16 protein-coding genes, 1 riboswitch and 1 other annotated feature are annotated in these 14,999 nt (G+C 48.9%); all 16 genes read left to right on the forward strand.

Annotated features, from left to right (window positions below; genetic code table 11):
* The first annotated feature begins 150 nt into the window (after positions 1 to 150).
* The 16 genes from DESLBE_RS22595 to DESLBE_RS27365 all read left to right on the forward strand — a co-directional run bounded on the left by DESLBE_RS22595 (position 151) and on the right by DESLBE_RS27365 (position 14,549).
* The gene (locus tag DESLBE_RS22595) at positions 151 to 1,053 is read left to right on the forward strand and encodes a sigma-E processing peptidase SpoIIGA (RefSeq protein WP_144678262.1); all 903 of its coding nucleotides are present in this window, start codon (positions 151 to 153) and stop codon (positions 1,051 to 1,053) included.
* The gene (sigE, locus tag DESLBE_RS22600; RefSeq protein WP_018212644.1) at positions 1,053 to 1,781 is read left to right on the forward strand and encodes an RNA polymerase sporulation sigma factor SigE; all 729 of its coding nucleotides are present in this window, start codon (positions 1,053 to 1,055) and stop codon (positions 1,779 to 1,781) included. The genes DESLBE_RS22595 and sigE overlap by 1 nt, the downstream gene beginning before the upstream one ends.
* A 58-nt stretch (positions 1,782 to 1,839) precedes the next feature.
* Positions 1,840 to 2,613, forward strand: coding sequence for an RNA polymerase sporulation sigma factor SigG (gene sigG, locus DESLBE_RS22605; RefSeq protein WP_015944988.1), 774 nt, complete (start codon positions 1,840 to 1,842; stop codon positions 2,611 to 2,613).
* A gap of 53 nt (positions 2,614 to 2,666) precedes the next feature.
* On the forward strand, positions 2,667 to 2,939 hold the full coding sequence (locus tag DESLBE_RS22610) for a YlmC/YmxH family sporulation protein (RefSeq protein ID WP_144678263.1): 273 nt from the start codon (positions 2,667 to 2,669) through the stop codon (positions 2,937 to 2,939).
* A gap of 155 nt (positions 2,940 to 3,094) precedes the next feature.
* Complete coding sequence (gene pgeF, locus DESLBE_RS22615) at positions 3,095 to 3,913, forward strand: peptidoglycan editing factor PgeF (RefSeq protein WP_144678264.1); 819 nt, start codon at positions 3,095 to 3,097, stop codon at positions 3,911 to 3,913.
* A 2-nt stretch (positions 3,914 to 3,915) separates the two neighbouring features.
* Positions 3,916 to 4,599 (forward strand): response regulator, encoded by a 684-nt coding sequence (locus DESLBE_RS22620; RefSeq protein WP_144678265.1) that lies wholly within the window; start codon positions 3,916 to 3,918, stop codon positions 4,597 to 4,599.
* A gap of 3 nt (positions 4,600 to 4,602) precedes the next feature.
* Positions 4,603 to 6,006, forward strand: coding sequence for an ATP-binding protein (locus tag DESLBE_RS22625; protein WP_144678266.1), 1,404 nt, complete (start codon positions 4,603 to 4,605; stop codon positions 6,004 to 6,006).
* Positions 5,975 to 6,970, forward strand: a complete 996-nt coding sequence (locus DESLBE_RS22630) for an HlyD family efflux transporter periplasmic adaptor subunit (protein WP_018306086.1) — start codon at positions 5,975 to 5,977, stop codon at positions 6,968 to 6,970. Before DESLBE_RS22625 ends, DESLBE_RS22630 begins: the two co-directional genes overlap by 32 nt.
* Before the next feature lie 69 nt (positions 6,971 to 7,039).
* Complete coding sequence (locus DESLBE_RS22635) at positions 7,040 to 7,741, forward strand: YggS family pyridoxal phosphate-dependent enzyme (protein WP_144678267.1); 702 nt, start codon at positions 7,040 to 7,042, stop codon at positions 7,739 to 7,741.
* A gap of 21 nt (positions 7,742 to 7,762) precedes the next feature.
* The gene (locus DESLBE_RS22640; protein WP_015944981.1) at positions 7,763 to 8,212 is read left to right on the forward strand and encodes a cell division protein SepF; all 450 of its coding nucleotides are present in this window, start codon (positions 7,763 to 7,765) and stop codon (positions 8,210 to 8,212) included.
* A gap of 3 nt (positions 8,213 to 8,215) precedes the next feature.
* The gene (locus tag DESLBE_RS22645; protein ID WP_011460681.1) at positions 8,216 to 8,503 is read left to right on the forward strand and encodes a YggT family protein; all 288 of its coding nucleotides are present in this window, start codon (positions 8,216 to 8,218) and stop codon (positions 8,501 to 8,503) included.
* A gap of 11 nt (positions 8,504 to 8,514) precedes the next feature.
* A complete protein-coding gene (locus DESLBE_RS22650) occupies positions 8,515 to 9,312 on the forward strand; it encodes a YlmH/Sll1252 family protein (protein ID WP_144678268.1) in 798 nt (265 codons plus the stop codon).
* Between the two features lie 13 nt (positions 9,313 to 9,325).
* Complete coding sequence (locus tag DESLBE_RS22655; protein WP_015944979.1) at positions 9,326 to 9,784, forward strand: DivIVA domain-containing protein; 459 nt, start codon at positions 9,326 to 9,328, stop codon at positions 9,782 to 9,784.
* Positions 9,785 to 9,856: 72 nt separating this feature from the next.
* Positions 9,857 to 10,324, forward strand: a complete 468-nt coding sequence (locus DESLBE_RS22660) for a hypothetical protein (protein ID WP_015944978.1) — start codon at positions 9,857 to 9,859, stop codon at positions 10,322 to 10,324.
* Positions 10,325 to 10,380: 56 nt separating this feature from the next.
* Positions 10,381 to 10,588 (forward strand) — a binding site (T-box leader).
* A 64-nt stretch (positions 10,589 to 10,652) separates the two neighbouring features.
* Positions 10,653 to 13,421, forward strand: coding sequence for an isoleucine--tRNA ligase (gene ileS, locus DESLBE_RS22665; protein WP_144678269.1), 2,769 nt, complete (start codon positions 10,653 to 10,655; stop codon positions 13,419 to 13,421).
* Between the two features lie 270 nt (positions 13,422 to 13,691).
* Positions 13,692 to 14,549, forward strand: coding sequence for a sugar diacid recognition domain-containing protein (locus DESLBE_RS27365; RefSeq protein ID WP_144678270.1), 858 nt, complete (start codon positions 13,692 to 13,694; stop codon positions 14,547 to 14,549).
* Positions 14,550 to 14,725: 176 nt separating this feature from the next.
* Positions 14,726 to 14,833: riboswitch (glycine riboswitch) on the forward strand.
* Positions 14,834 to 14,999: the final 166 nt, after the last annotated feature.

Here is a 14,999-nt window from a genome sequence, read left to right on the forward strand (position 1 = left end):
TCGGGCAGGCTTTTCGTTTGAGCTATCAAACCGCGATTATACGTCACCAGTCGCAATAGTTTTCCTAAATATTCCCACCTATTGCGACAGCTTTTATTCGCCACCTTCGGTATAATTTGGGAGAGACGGTAGAAAGGGCTGCAATGAGTCATGGAGAGGTATTTGGATCTTGACCTTTTAGTGAATGGAAGTATGGATGCCTTGCTCTTAATCCTCGCCGCCCGACTAGCGAATCTACCCTTTCGAGGCAAGAGAATTGCGGCAGGTGTAATCGCTGGAGAAATTCCGGTTATTCTATCTGCCTATGCTCCAGCCTCGTTGATTTTTGAATTGAGTAAATACCTCATTCCCTGGCTCATGGTTTGGCTGGCCTATCCCTACCGGGGATTCAGGCTTTACTTTAAGTCTCTCCTGATCTTTTGGATTCTGTCAGCCGGGCTGGGGGGGCTTATCTACGCTTTATGGGGTTGGCTCAGCTTCGATGGCAGAATAGGGGGTTCTTTGCGGCTTGGCCTGAAGAATCTGTGGATTCTGCCCCTGGTGGCCGGATTGTGGTGGTTTACTCAAAAAGCCTGGCATCGGATCTTAGGTTCCGCTGCCCACCACCAAACTTCAATCTATGACCTGGAGATTGACATGGGCGGGGGGAACCCTTTCCAGGTAAAAGCGCTCTTGGATACGGGGAATCAATTGCGGGATCCGTTGACCGGATATCCGGTGATTTTAATTGAGGAAGAGGCAGCTGCTGCCGGGGTGCCGGAAGAGCTGCTCCCGGTTTTGCAAGGAGCTTGGCGGGATTTGGACGATCCTTGGCCCTGGCTGTGGCAGTCCGATTCTTTATGGATTAAACAATGTGCCTTTATCCCCTATCAGGGAGTAGGACATAAAAGTTGGCTTCTGGGTATCCGACCCCAAAAGGTGGTTTGTACATCCTTGTCGGAGCCCAGGGAAATGAAAGCAACCCTTGCTTTTGTGCGGCAGGTGCTTAGCCCGGATAGAGCCTATCAGGCCTTGCTGCATCCGGAGCATGTTCAAGGAGCGGAGGAAAGCTGATGAGAAGGATAGTAGAACGTTTCAAACTATGGATCATGAAAATTAAATCAATAGTGATAAGCAAGTTTACCGACTGGCGGGAAATTTATTATGTAGGGAGCAGTGAAGCTCTCCCTCCCCCCCTGAGCACGGATGAAGAGGGGGAGCTGTTGGAACGCCTGGAGCAGGGGGATGTGAGTGTCCGGGATATTCTGATTGAAAGAAACCTGCGGCTGGTGGTCTATATTGCCCGCAAGTTCGAAAATACGGGAGTAGGTATTGAGGATCTTGTCTCCATTGGCACCATCGGGCTGATCAAGGCTGTCAATACTTTTGATCCTCAGAAAAAGATCAAACTGGCAACCTATGCTTCACGTTGTATTGAAAATGAAATTCTGATGCATTTGCGCCGCAACAATAAAACGAGAACCGAGGTATCCTTCGATGAGCCTCTAAATATTGATTGGGATGGCAATGAGCTCCTGCTTTCCGATGTCCTGGGGACGGAAAACGATATTATTTCCCGCCCTCTGGAGGAGAAGGTGGATCGTCAGCTTTTGCATTTAGCCATGGCCAGGCTGACGGATCGGGAAAAATTGATTATGGAATTGCGCTTTGGCTTGGATAATGGAGAAGAAAAAACCCAGAAGGAAGTTGCCGATCGGCTGGGTATATCCCAATCCTATATTTCGCGGCTGGAAAAGCGGATTATCCGCCGTTTGCGGAAAGAATTTATCCGTTTGGAATAAGTTTCAATTCCAGCGGGCATACTCTTCCAAGATGAAAAATGGCTTGGAGGGTGCTCAAATGGCCTTAAACAAAGTAGAAATCTGTGGAGTGAACACCTCAAAATTGCCTGTTCTCAGTAGCGCAAAAATGAAGGAGTTATTTGTTGCCTATCAAAGCGGGGAAAAGGAAGCTCGGGAGAAGTTGATTTACGGTAACCTCCGCTTGGTGCTCAGTGTGATTCAGAGATTCACCAATCGTGGGGAGTATGTGGATGACCTCTTTCAGGTAGGTTGTATTGGCCTGATGAAGGCTATCGATAATTTTGATCTGAGCCAGAATGTAAAATTCTCGACCTACGCTGTCCCGATGATTATCGGAGAGATTCGCAGGTATCTGCGGGATAATAATCCGATTCGGGTCAGCCGGTCTCTGCGGGATATCGCCTACAAAGCGCTGCAAGTCCGGGATCAGCTGGTCAATGAATGCTCCCGGGAACCAACGGTGTCGGAGATTGCGGATAAGCTGACTCTGCCCCGGGAAGAAGTGATTTTTGCTCTGGATGCTATTCAGGAACCCATCTCTCTTTTCGAGCCCATCTACCATGATGGGGGAGATCCTATTTTCGTTATGGACCAGATCGGGGATGAAAAGCATTCCGATAACAGCTGGCTGGAGGGAATTGCCGTACGGGAAGCTTTGCGGCGGCTGAGTGAACGAGAGAAACTCATTTTGTCCCTGCGCTTTTTCCACGGCAAGACCCAGATGGAAGTAGCCGATGAGATCGGAATATCCCAGGCCCAGGTTTCCCGTTTGGAGAAGGCAGCCTTGGGGCATATGCGCAAGTATGTATGAGGTATAAACCTCCTCTCTCCGGAATATATATGGAGAGAGGGGAGGTTTAGTGGATGCGGATCTCTGAGCTGCGTTTATTGGATATAGTGAATATTAAAGACGGTCGCCGGTTAGGTCCTATTAAAGACCTGGATCTGGACCTGGAACGGGGTTCGATTAAGGGGATCGTGGTGCAGGGTGCCTCTCGAAGCTGGGGTTTCTTTGGGGGACGGACAGAGGATATTCTTGTTCCCTGGGAACGGGTAAAAAAAATCGGGGTGGACGTGATTTTGGTTGATGCCACCGATTTGCCGGAATTCAATTCCCTGATGGACGACCGGCGGTAAATAGGAATAGAAATCTGCAAAAGATAGTGAAAGCCTTCTGAAGGGCAATATACCCCTCGGAAGGCTTTAAATCGTATAAATAGGACTTTTGGGGAGTACATCCCCCCCGGACTTTATGGTATAGTTAAAATTGAGAATCGTATGGGGGTAAATCAATGACTTGGAGTTGGCATCAGGGAAAAAACCTAACCTATCTTACCATTCCCCGCTGGGAAGCGGAGGGACTTCAGATTGGGTTTTCCACACGCTGGGGAGGGGTAAGTCCGGCACCTTATGCCAGCTTAAACCTTGGACTCCATGTAGGGGATGAGCCTGATAAAGTACGGCTTAACCGTGATCTATGGTTTAAGGAATGGGATGCTGCTCCATCTCAGGTTGTAGTTGGAGAGCAGGTCCATGGAACCAGAATTCATCAAGTTCAGGAAGAGGACGGGGGACGGGGCAGCGAGTCCCTGGATAGTGCGATTGCCGGTGTCGATGGCCTGTATACCATGGAGCACAGCGGCTTGATGGCCTTTTTTGCAGATTGCGTTCCGGTGTTCTTTTATCATCCCGGCCTTCAGGCCGTAGGCATTGCTCATGCGGGATGGAAAGGAACCTCAGGGAAGATCGTGGGTCACATGCTGGAGGAATTCCGGCGCCTTGGCGGAGATCCCAGTGAAACCTGGGCGGCTATCGGACCGAGTATTGGACCCTGCTGTTATGAAGTGGATGAACGGGTTATGGCTGAGTTTGCTAAAAATTTTACCCATACCCCTTTTTTAAAACCAAGCAGAAGCGGACATGGGCTGCTGGACTTAAAGGCGGCCAATGAGATGGTATTGAGGGAAGCGGGGATACTAAGGGAAAGACTATGGGTAGCCCCGGAATGTACCGCCTGTCATACGGACTCCTTCTTTTCTCATCGCCGGGAGGGTCCGCGGACAGGACGGATGGCAGGCTGGATTCGCCGGCTGCCGGAAAAGGAGGAATAATCGTGGCCGTAATTTTGGTGGTTGATGACGAAGAACCCATTCAGGAGCTGCTCAAGTTTAATCTTGAGAAGGAAGGCTACCAGGTATTGATCGCGGCAGACGGCACTGAAGCATTGGGCATTCTTGAGGAAAAACAACCGGAGCTTGTGGTTCTTGACATTATGCTTCCCGGTATCAGCGGTCTGGAGGTATTGAATCAAATCCGCAAGACCCCCAAGTTTGTTGAACTGCCGGTCATTATGCTGACAGCCAAAGGGGAAGAGATTGATAAAGTATTGGGGCTGGAGATCGGCGCCGATGATTATATTACGAAGCCATTCAGCCCCAGAGAGCTGATCGCCAGAATCCGGGCCAGGCTGAGGCGTCTCAAACCTTCGGAGGAGAACAACGATATCCTTCGTCAGGATCTGCATATTGATTTGGACCGTTTCCGAGTATCCGTTCGGGGAGAGTACATAGAATTAACACCGAAAGAATTTGAACTGCTGCGTGTCCTGGCCACCTATCCCGGTAAAGTCTATACCCGGGATGAGCTCCTGGAACGAATCTGGGGATATGAATACGCAGGGGATACACGAACAGTGGATGTCCATGTGCGGCATCTCAGGCAAAAGATTGAGAAAGACCCTTCAAATCCTGAATATATCGAAACATTGCGCGGTATCGGGTATCGTTTGAAAGGATAGAACATGAAGATTAAGTGGCTTATCTTAGGTCTTTATCTGCTGGTCAGCTCCTTTTCCATACTGCTTTTCTGGCTGGGTGCTCAAGTGCATACAGGGATTCGTTGGGATATCGATCCTTTGGCGACAGCGTTGGCGATTCTTCTTCCCGGGGGAATAATTTACTTCTTTGCTTTTCAATTTGAAAAGCGCATTCGCAGGATCAATGATGCCATTGCCGGGATTCTTGAAGAGGAGTTTCAGCCAGACTCTCTTCCTGAGGATGCTGATGAATTAGGAACTCTATCCAAGGCAATTGCCAATTTGGGGCAGCAAATTAATCTCAGCATGCTGAATAATCGACAAGAAGCTCAGAAGATTCAGGCCATTCTTGCCGGTATGCAGGAAGGGGTTATTTCCCTGGATCATGTGGGACGCATTGTCTTGCTCAACCGGGCGGCGGAAAGGCTTTTTGGCAGAGAGCAGGAGGCTGTCCGGGATAAGCACTTCAGTGAATTATGCGGGTTTGAGGAATTAGGAGACCTGGTGACTCAAGCTTTGGAAAAGGGCAGCTCCGGCCAAATCGAGCTGGCTACGAATTCGAAACTCATGATCCGGGCACAGGTCAGTCCCATAAGCGGGGAGAGGGCCCGTTCTCAGGGGGCAGTGATCGTCTGCTATGATATTACGGAAATTCGCCGTTTGGAGCTGCTCCGGACGGAGTTTGTCGGGAATGTATCCCATGAGCTGAGAACCCCGTTAACCTCGATTAAGGGATTTGTAGAGACTTTGCTGGATGGGGCGTCGGAAGTTCCTCACTTGCGGGAGCGTTTTTTAAATATCATCCATAAGGAGACCTTGCGTTTGCAGCGCCTGGTGGATGAGCTGCTGACACTTTCCCGGATCGAAAACCAACGGCAGGATGCGGGTCAGGGCATGAGCAAAGTTCAGGAAGCCTATGAGAAGATCCGCCCCGTGATTGAGCCTTATACGGAGGCTAAAAAAGTCGAACTAGAGATTAAAATACCTAAGGATCTTCCGGAAGTTGCCATGGGCATAGATTTATTGAGCCAGGTACTTCTCAACCTTATGGAAAATGCTGTAAAATATACAGTGAAGGGTAAAGTGTGGCTCCATGCTTTTCATGACGACGGGAAGATTCTTTTAGAGTTCGGCGATACAGGGTGCGGGATTCCTAAAGAGGACCTGCCCCGCATCTTTGAACGTTTTTACCGGGTGGACAAAGCCCGCTCCCGGGAACAAGGAGGAACGGGGCTGGGTTTAAGCATTGTCAAGCATATCGTTGAAGGAGCTAAAGGGAAAATTACTGTGGCCTCTGAACTGGGTTCGGGCTCAGTATTTATCTGTGAATTATCAACCGGAAATGGAGTGGAGAGGAATGAAGAGGAGCCCAAGGAGGGGAATATATAAAGTCGTTCGGGTAGTTGGTGTCAGCGTTTTTCTTCTTCTTCTCCTGGGTTCACTGGGATGGGTTTACCGTTCCAGCTTCCTGACAGGATCTCTTAAGGTTGAGATCGCCAGGCAAGGGAGTATTGACCATCTCCAGACTGTCGCGGCGGTTTTTGCCAATGAGGAAACCTTGCTTAAAGCACCTGGCGCAGGAACAACCGAGTTTCTGGTTCAGGAAGGAGAAAGAGTACGCAAGGGGGACCTGATCGCCAGGATTCATTCCGGAGGGGTGGTGCTGGGACAGGAGAATGCCGCTGCCGCCCATGACCTCTATGCCTCCAGCGGCGGTATCGTCTTTTCTGTCATCGATGGATTGGAAACGTATTTAACCCCTGAAAATCTCCTGGCCATGGATGTGGGTAAAATTCTTCAACCGACCCAGGAGCTATCCACAACTCAGGAAGCTCAGGAAGCTCAGGAGCCGTCCCCCCCTCAGAGCAGCGGGAGTGTGGCGGCGGGAAAAGTGATCGGTAAGATAGTCAACAATCTCAAACCTACGGTGGCGGTGCTCAAAGTTGAGCCTAAGGGGTATGAGGTAGGGAAAAGCGTTAAGCTGATCATTGATGATCAGAATTACAGTGCCAAGATTCTGCGCCTTCTGGATAATCCCCATGGTCTGGTCGTTCAATTTAACCAATATATCAATGGGACAAGCCAAAAGAGGCTCCAGGATATTTCCCTTGTGCAGAGACCTTCGGTCAGCGGGGTGCTTGTTCCTAAGAGCAGCTTGTGGAGTAAAGGGGAAGAGCAGGGGGTCTATGTGGTTAAGGAAGGGGCTATTCAGTACCGCAAAGTCAAGATTTTGGATCAAAATGACCAGGTCATTTGTGTTGAGAACCTGCCCCATGGAATTCCCGTCATCACTAATCCCCGAACGGGCATCGATGGGCTGATCATGAATATAAAAAATGTTTCTCAATCTTAACCTGTTCTATGAAACAGGCAGGAAACGGGCCTTCTTTGTAGAATTGAAACAAGATGGACGGTGTAACAAATGGATATTTATGGAAATCTATTTGCTGTGCGGCAGAGGATTCAACAGGCTGCAGTGAAAAGCGGCCGGGATCCATCCGCAATCAAGCTGCTGGCAGTAAGTAAAACCATGAGTGCCGGGACGGTACAAAGGGCATATGAAGCAGGACAGCGGTCTTTCGCCGAAAACAGGGTTCAGGAATGGCAGGATAAGGTAACACAGCTTCCGGAGGATTGCGAATGGCATCTCATTGGCCGTTTGCAAACCAATAAAGTGAAGTATCTGGATGAGAGGATCAATCTTATCCACTCTCTGGACAGGCTTAGCTTGTTAGAGACCTTAGAAAGCCAAGGAGCTCAGCGAAATATTATCTGGCCTACCCTCGTCCAGGTTAATATTGCCCGGGACTCACAAAAGGCAGGATTATTGGCCGAAGAAGTGGAGGATTTCCTGAGGGAGGCAGCGGGTTGTCAGCATATCCAGGTCTATGGATTGATGACCATCGGTGCCTTGGGTGCTTCCCCTGAGGATACTCAAGGTTTTTTCCGGGAGCTTCGTCTGCTCAAGGAGCGGCTTCAGCAGAAAAATCTGCCCCATGTGAACCTCAAAGAGCTATCTATGGGGATGAGTCAGGATTTTGAGTGGGCGATTCAGGAAGGGTCCACCATCATCCGGGTGGGAAGACAAATCTTTGGCGAACGAATAGATTTGAATCATGAGTGATGTTGAAGGAGGTCAATGACAATGGCTAAATTATTTGACAAAGTGATTGGTATTATGGGCTTTGCAGACGATGATTATGAGGAAGATTATTTCGAGGAAGAAGAGGAGAAGGAAGAAGTCCGGGAAGAGACCAGAGGGACCGGCAATCGCAAAGGAGCTCAGGTGGTCAGTATTCACACCCAAAAGCAAATCAAAGTGGTAGTGATGGAACCCCAGGCCTTTGAAGATTCGCAAAGCATCGCCGATCAATTGAGAAACCGCCGTCCTGTAATTGTTAATCTGGAAAATGCTGAACGCAATTTGGCAAAGCGGATTGTGGATTTTGTCAGCGGCGCTACCTATGCTTTAGGCGGAAATATGCAAAAAGTCGGCAACGGCATTTTCCTCTTTGTGCCTAATAATGTGGATATATCCGGAGAAATGAAGGATGATTTTAAAGAGAAAGGCTTCTTTTGGTCTCTCACTAAATAAGGAGTGATTATTATAATTTTTGTTTATCAAGTAGCGGATAAGGTGCTCCTGATTTTGATGTACGCCATCATTTTGCGTGCTTTGTTATCATGGATTCCTAATCTGCCTTACAATGCTTTTGTGCGCATCCTGCATGATATTACGGATCCCTTGATCAGGCCCTTTGAGCGTCTTCAATTTGGCGGGCCTGGTTTCGCCATTGGTTTGGCGCCGCTTATTGCCTATTTCGTGCTGATGCTGGTTCGCTCCATCTTGCTTCCTGGGATATTCAGCTTTTTGCTTCGTCTCTAAGGGTGGAAGGGATGGAATATCATATTGACCGCAGTGCCTTGAAATTCTGGACGGAGAAAGAGATGCGGCTGGAAGGGGCTCATTTGCTGGATTTATGCGATGAGGCCTTGGGTCAAGGTCAGCCGGTATGGACTCCTTTTCTGGGACAGGCGTTAGCTAATTGGCTGGAAGGCATCCTGCAGAGGGAAGGTCTTGCCTTTCGGTTGGAGGGTGGGTTTCCCGATGCGGAAAGGGTGCGCTTTCTGATGGTCGAAGATCCGGATGTTCTGGATAATGTCCCCAGCGAGATCCGTGCTTTGCAGGCAACCCCGGCTGATCCACGGGGCAAGCTGGACCATCGTCAGGTTTTAGGCTCCCTGATGGGTTTGGGGTTGAAGCGGGAAGTTATTGGGGATATACGTTTGGCTGAACAGTGTTGCTTTGTGGCCGTTGCCCAGGAGATCGCCGATTTTCTTCTTAGTCAATGGGATAAGGCGGGGAGGGAACGGATTCGTGTGGAGGCTGTGGAGAAAGATGTGGAGATTCCCCTGGAACAGGGGAAAGAGCGGCGCATTACCGCAGCATCTTCCCGCATTGATGCGGTGGCTTCCAGCGGTTTTAATGTTTCCCGGACTATGTTCCAGGAGCTTATTCAGCAGGGGAAAGTTAAACGCAATGACCGGATGGTTGCCAAAGCGGATCTGGAAGTGAAACCTGGGGATATCTTATCCTGCCGCGGTTATGGCCGTATGCGTTTGCTTGAGTTTCAGGAGACCCGCAAGGGGAGAATTGCATGGAACGTCATACTATATACACCTCATAAGCATTAAGAGGAGGATGATTATGGCATTAACTCCCATCGATATTCAAAATAAAGAGTTTCGCAAAGGGGTTCGGGGTTATAATACTGAAGAAGTAAATAAGTTTTTGGAAAGCATCAGCAAAGAATATGAGGGGGTCTATGCTGAGATTTTTGAACTGAGAGACAAAGTCCAGCGTCTTGAAGCGGAGTTAAAGCAGTATAAGCAGTTGGAGTCTACTTTGCAGCAGACCATGGTCCTGGCTCAACAGACCGCTGACGATGTGAAGCAAGCGGCACGGCATGAAGCTGAGCTGCTCTTAAAGGAAGCTGAGCAAGAGAAGACCAAGCGTATGAGTGAGGCGCAGAAGAAACTGAATCAAGTAAACGATGAAATTGAAGATCTGCAAAAACGCCGGGAAATGATTCGTACCCAATTAAAGTCTTTCTTGCTTGCTCAGCTTGATTTAGCAGAAGCTTTTGACAAAGATCGTGTTTCTTGAATGCTTGCGAAACAATGAGTGATTGTGCTAGAATTAAATCTAGACATTTTTTGAAGGGGAAGAAGATTTCGCATGAAGAGTATTTTGTATTCGGAGCTTGGCTCCGACTTTCTTGTGCAGGGCTTGGGACTACACAAAGAGGAGCAGGGTTCTATCACAGGGAAGTTAGGACGCCACGAAATAGAGATTACCTCTTCGCCAAACTCTTTGAGGAATCAAGAGGAAGTGCAGGTCATCTATATTGGTAAAGCGGAACCTGGTCCTTATCGGGACGGAGACATCCTGATGTCTGGAAGCGATGATTTGCTGGATCGCGCCTTCCGTGCTCTTGATGATATGGAACAACGGGGCGTGGTCGTTGGTTTATCCTCTGCGGCGGACCCTCATCAACTGAGCTTGAACAGAGATGAACTCAATCAAACAACCCTGGCTTGGAAAGAGAAGAAGGTTCCCTTTCTTTGCTTATTTATGAGAGAGCCGGTTGGTTTAGAAGGTCAAGCCAAGCTCGTGACCATCATTCGTAAGGTTTTGAATGACTAAGCACCAATCCCTTTTGGGCATTATATTCTATAAGTAATAAGCAGAAATTTTTATATGAAACAGCGTTGATAAGGACTGTCCTTGTCTGGAGCCTCTAAAGCGAGCAGGAAGTGGTGAAAGCCTGTGAGGAAAAACAAGGAGTATCCCCTTAGAGTGAAGTGCAGAAATTAAGTAAGCCTTCCGTCCGGTCCCCGTTAAAGGACTTCCGAGTGGCCATAGCAATGGCAACAAGGGTGGTACCGCGAGTGATATCCCGTCCCTTTTTGGGGTGCGGGATTTTTTATATTCAGAAGATCTAGCTTTATCGAAACAAGGAGGAATTATAACGATGGATTACCGGAATACATTGAATTTACCGGAAACGGACTTTCCGATGCGGGGAAACCTGCCCCAGCGGGAGCCGGAAATTTTGCAGAAATGGGAAGAAGAAGATATCTATGCTACGGTGCAAAAGGCCCGGGCAGGGCGGCCGAAATTTGTTCTTCACGATGGCCCTCCTTATGCCAATGGTGATATTCACCTTGGCCATGCTCTGAATAAAGTGATCAAAGACATTATCGTTAAATACAAAACCATGGCAGGGTTCGACGCCCCCTATGTTCCCGGCTGGGATACTCATGGTCTGCCCATCGAGCAACAGGTCATTAAAAAATTAGGGGTTAATCGCCATGCTGTTTCGGTGGTGGAATTCCGCCGGATGTGCAAAGAGTATGCCAAAAAATATATCAGCATTCAGAAAGAGCAGTTTAAGCGGTTAGGTGTGCGGGGAGATTGGCAGAATCCTTATTTAACCCTGGAGAAAGAGTATGAGGCTGCTCAAATCGGAGTCTTTGGTAAAATGGCCCGCAAGAAATACATCTATAAAGGCTTAAAGCCGGTCTACTGGTGTCCTTCTTGTGAAACGGCTTTGGCGGAAGCGGAGATCGAGTATGCTGAGAAGACCTCCCATGCCATCTATGTCAAGTTCCCCGTTAAGGAAGGAAAAGGGATCCTTACTGATGAAAACACTTTTGTCATCATCTGGACCACTACCCCTTGGACTTTGCCTGCCAACCTGGCCATTACCCTGCATGAAGAGTTCAGCTATGTCCAGGTGCAGGTGGAGAAGGAGCATTGGCTGGTTGCTGAAGGGATGCTGGAGAGCCTGCGTTCCCTTTGGAACCTTGAACTCTCCGTGGAAAAGCGTTTCGTAGGCAAAGAGCTGGAAGGTGTTATCTGTAAGCATCCTTTCATCGAGCGGGATTCTGTACTCATTCTGGGAGAGCATGTTACCCTGGAAGCAGGAACAGGCTGTGTTCATACCGCTCCCGGACATGGGGAAGAAGACTTTAATGTGGGTAAAAAATATGGGCTGCCTGTGCTTTGCCCTGTGGATCATCAAGGGAAGTTTACCGCTGAGGGCGGGGCCTATGCAGGCATGAAAGTGGACAAAGCGAACCCGGTGATCATTGAAGATCTTAAGAATCTCCACGCCTTGGTTCATGAGGATAAAATAAAGCATAGCTATGCTCATTGCTGGCGTTGCAATAACCCCATTATCTATCGGGCCACAGAGCAATGGTTTGCTTCCATCGATGGCTTCCGCAAAGCGGCCCTGGAGGAAATCGACAAGGTGCAATGGATTCCTTCCTGGGGCAAGGACCGTATTTATAACATGATAGCTGATCGGGGAGACTGGTGCATTTCCCGGCAACGGACCTGGGGGGTTCCCATTCCCATTTTCTACTGTGAGGATTGCGGGAAAGAGATCATTAGCGATGAGACCATTGCCAAGGTTCAGGAGATCTTCCGTGAGGAAGGGTCTGACGCCTGGTTTCTCCGTCCCGCCGCCGAACTTTTGCCGGAAGGATTCACCTGTGCCTGCGGTGGTAAGTCTTTCCGCAAAGAGACAGATATCATGGATGTTTGGTTCGACTCCGGAACCAGCCATACCAGCGTCTTGATGGAACGGAAGGAGCTCGCCTGGCCCGCCGACCTCTATATGGAAGGATCGGACCAACACCGGGGCTGGTTTAACTCCTCCTTGTCCACATCGGTAGCCGCTTATGGAAAAGCTCCTTATAAGGCAGTTCTGACTCATGGTTTCCTGGTGGACGAAAAAGGACGCAAAATGTCTAAGTCCCTGGGCAATGGAGTGGACCCCCTGCAGGTAACGAAGGAGATGGGGGCGGATATCTTAAGACTCTGGGTGTGCGCCGCCGATTATAAGAACGATGTGGCGGTATCACCGCGGATTATGAAGCAAATGTCCGAAGCCTATCGCAAGATCCGCAACACCTTAAGATTCCTGCTGAGCAATCTCAATGATTTTGATCCGGCCAAGGACCGGGTGGCTTACAAGGATTTGCCGGAGATTGACCGTTGGGCTCTGCTGCAGCTGGGCAAAGTGACCCAGCGGGTATTGCAGGGGTACGAGAAATACGAATTCCACTGGGTTTATCATTCGGTGCATAACTTCTGCGCTGTGGAACTAAGCGCTATTTACCTGGATATCGTGAAAGACCGGCTTTATGTGGAAGGAAAGAATTCCACTCTGCGCCGCGCCTCTCAGACCGTGCTCTACGATGTGCTCAATGCCCTGGTCCGCTTGATGGCGCCGGTGCTGACCTATACGGCGGATGAGATTTGGCCTTATGTCCCAGGGGTGCCCGCTGGTTCCCATGTCCAAACTGAGGAAATGCCCAAGGCCCTTCCGCAATGGCTGGATGAAGCGCTGGAGAAAAAATGGGATACTCTGCTGGCGGTCCGCTCCGAGGTAACAAAAGCCTTGGAAAAAGCCCGTCAGGATAAATTGATCAATCATCCTTTGACAGCTCAGGTAGACCTGTATCCCAATGCTGAGCTGGAAGGATTCTTAAGAGGTATTCCCAATCTGTCGGAAATCTTCATCGTCTCGGCAGTTCAGCTCCATAGTGCAGGCGAAGAGAAGCCTGAGGGCCTGAGCATGGCAGAAGACCTGGCTGGTTTCGGTATAGCCGTTAACTCGGCGGCAGGAGAAAAATGCGAGCGCTGCTGGATTTACGATACAGGAGTTGGGGAGAATCAGGAGCATCCCACCCTCTGCCCCCGCTGTGCCTCTGTTGTAAGCCATCTCTAAAAAATAGCATTTCTTCAATATTTCCATTAAACAAGACTTGGGCGGTACCATCTGCTCAAGTCTTGTTTAATGTATCTAAAACGATAACGTTTATTATTAAGGGCAAATCCATGGACAATAGTTTGAATACTTAGTATTATATTTAGTGATGAAAACCAGTGGATTTATTTGTCTAATTTTTAGGATCAGGTACTAAATTACACTTGATTTTCTTCTGGGATTTTGAATTAAATGCTCAAATTAAGACCTGCAGAGGTGGGAGTGAAGAGAATGAGGCTTACAGAAAGTCTGGCCAACCGGATTGTGGATTTGATTTATACCGAAAGTGGGTTTCATGGCATTGTTTGTGACGCTGCGGGGACCATTATCGCCGATTCGGCTAAACAGCGGGTTGGCATTGCCCATGCGGGTGCACACCGCATCATGACGACCTCTATCCAAGACATTAAAATCACTGCGGAAGATGAAATGAATTCTCAGGGAAAACAACGGGAAGGCATGAACATTGCTATTGTCCTCGAGGGGGAAAAGCTGGGGACCTTTGGCGTGGCCGGCCCTTTGGATAGCGTTAGTCCTGTAGCGAAGGTCACAGCGGCGATGATTGCTTTTTTACTCCGGGATGAGGAGCTGAAAGAGGTTCTCAAGGCTCATGTGGAGAGGATGGGAGAGGCTCTGGAACAAGCGGCTGGGGCTATCCAGGAAATGGCGGCTTCCTCGGAAGAGGTGGCGGGGGTGAGCCAGACTGTGGCTACGGTAGCCCAGAATGCCAAAGAGCATGTTAAGGCCACGGAAGGTGTCACCGAATTCATTCGCCGGGTGTCGAAGCAGACCAATCTTTTAGGGCTTAATGCGGCCATTGAAGCGGCCCGTGCCGGAGAACAAGGAAAAGGATTCTCGGTAGTGGCGGGAGAAGTGCGCAAGCTGGCCGATGAAAGCAACCGTTCAGCCAATGAAATCAATAATTTGTTGAGCACCTTTCAGGATACCATGGAAGAGATCGCCAATGGGGTGTTTCAAAACAATGTCATAGCTCAAGAACAAGCTAAGGCCACTCAGGAGATTGCTCAGATGGTGGAGGAGCTGCAGCAGGTCGGCACTGAATTAAACGAGCTGGCCCACAAGCTGTAAGAAATAATCATCGGTGGTTTGTCAAGGATGATGGCAATTGGATAGGATAGGCAATTGTACATTTAATTATTTAGTATAAATGGGATATTTGTGTAGACGAAAATCGGTTTGCTGACTATAATAAAAGCAGGTAAATATAGTCAATCTATATCAGGTAAAAATACATATGGCTTCGAATGATTCCAGTAGGAGAGACTCAACATCCTGAGCGCCGAAGGAGAAACTTCCTGAATGTCGCCTGTTCAGAAAGGGAAACTCTCAGGCAAAAGTACTGCTGGAAGACGAAACTCTGGAGAGCTTCTCAGCGGAGAACACCAAAGGGGTAGCCCGCAAGCAAAGGGTAAATCTCTCAGGTCAAAGGACAGAGGTAGCGCGACGTGCTATTCTCTGTTTTTTTATTTTACCCATTTCTTTATTTTCCCTATGTTCAATAATGTTTTTTCCGGTTTT

It is taken from the genome of Desulfitobacterium sp. LBE (assembly GCF_007830365.1).
Lineage (GTDB): Bacteria > Bacillota > Desulfitobacteriia > Desulfitobacteriales > Desulfitobacteriaceae > Desulfitobacterium > Desulfitobacterium hafniense.

What these genes read in the sequence shown, in the direction of transcription:
- DESLBE_RS22595 (WP_144678262.1), top strand. Translation starts at nt 151, where the DNA reads ATGGAGAGGTATTTGGATCTTGACCTTTTAGTGAATGGAAGTATGGAT.
- sigE (WP_018212644.1), top strand. Translation starts at nt 1,053, where the DNA reads ATGAGAAGGATAGTAGAACGTTTCAAACTATGGATCATGAAAATTAAA.
- sigG (WP_015944988.1), top strand. Translation starts at nt 1,840, where the DNA reads ATGGCCTTAAACAAAGTAGAAATCTGTGGAGTGAACACCTCAAAATTG.
- DESLBE_RS22610 (WP_144678263.1), top strand. Translation starts at nt 2,667, where the DNA reads ATGCGGATCTCTGAGCTGCGTTTATTGGATATAGTGAATATTAAAGAC.
- pgeF (WP_144678264.1), top strand. Translation starts at nt 3,095, where the DNA reads ATGACTTGGAGTTGGCATCAGGGAAAAAACCTAACCTATCTTACCATT.
- DESLBE_RS22625 (WP_144678266.1), top strand. Translation starts at nt 4,603, where the DNA reads ATGAAGATTAAGTGGCTTATCTTAGGTCTTTATCTGCTGGTCAGCTCC.
- DESLBE_RS22630 (WP_018306086.1), top strand. Translation starts at nt 5,975, where the DNA reads ATGAAGAGGAGCCCAAGGAGGGGAATATATAAAGTCGTTCGGGTAGTT.
- DESLBE_RS22635 (WP_144678267.1), top strand. Translation starts at nt 7,040, where the DNA reads ATGGATATTTATGGAAATCTATTTGCTGTGCGGCAGAGGATTCAACAG.
- DESLBE_RS22640 (WP_015944981.1), top strand. Translation starts at nt 7,763, where the DNA reads ATGGCTAAATTATTTGACAAAGTGATTGGTATTATGGGCTTTGCAGAC.
- DESLBE_RS22650 (WP_144678268.1), top strand. Translation starts at nt 8,515, where the DNA reads ATGGAATATCATATTGACCGCAGTGCCTTGAAATTCTGGACGGAGAAA.
- DESLBE_RS22655 (WP_015944979.1), top strand. Translation starts at nt 9,326, where the DNA reads ATGGCATTAACTCCCATCGATATTCAAAATAAAGAGTTTCGCAAAGGG.
- DESLBE_RS22660 (WP_015944978.1), top strand. Translation starts at nt 9,857, where the DNA reads ATGAAGAGTATTTTGTATTCGGAGCTTGGCTCCGACTTTCTTGTGCAG.
- ileS (WP_144678269.1), top strand. Translation starts at nt 10,653, where the DNA reads ATGGATTACCGGAATACATTGAATTTACCGGAAACGGACTTTCCGATG.
- DESLBE_RS27365 (WP_144678270.1), top strand. Translation starts at nt 13,692, where the DNA reads ATGAGGCTTACAGAAAGTCTGGCCAACCGGATTGTGGATTTGATTTAT.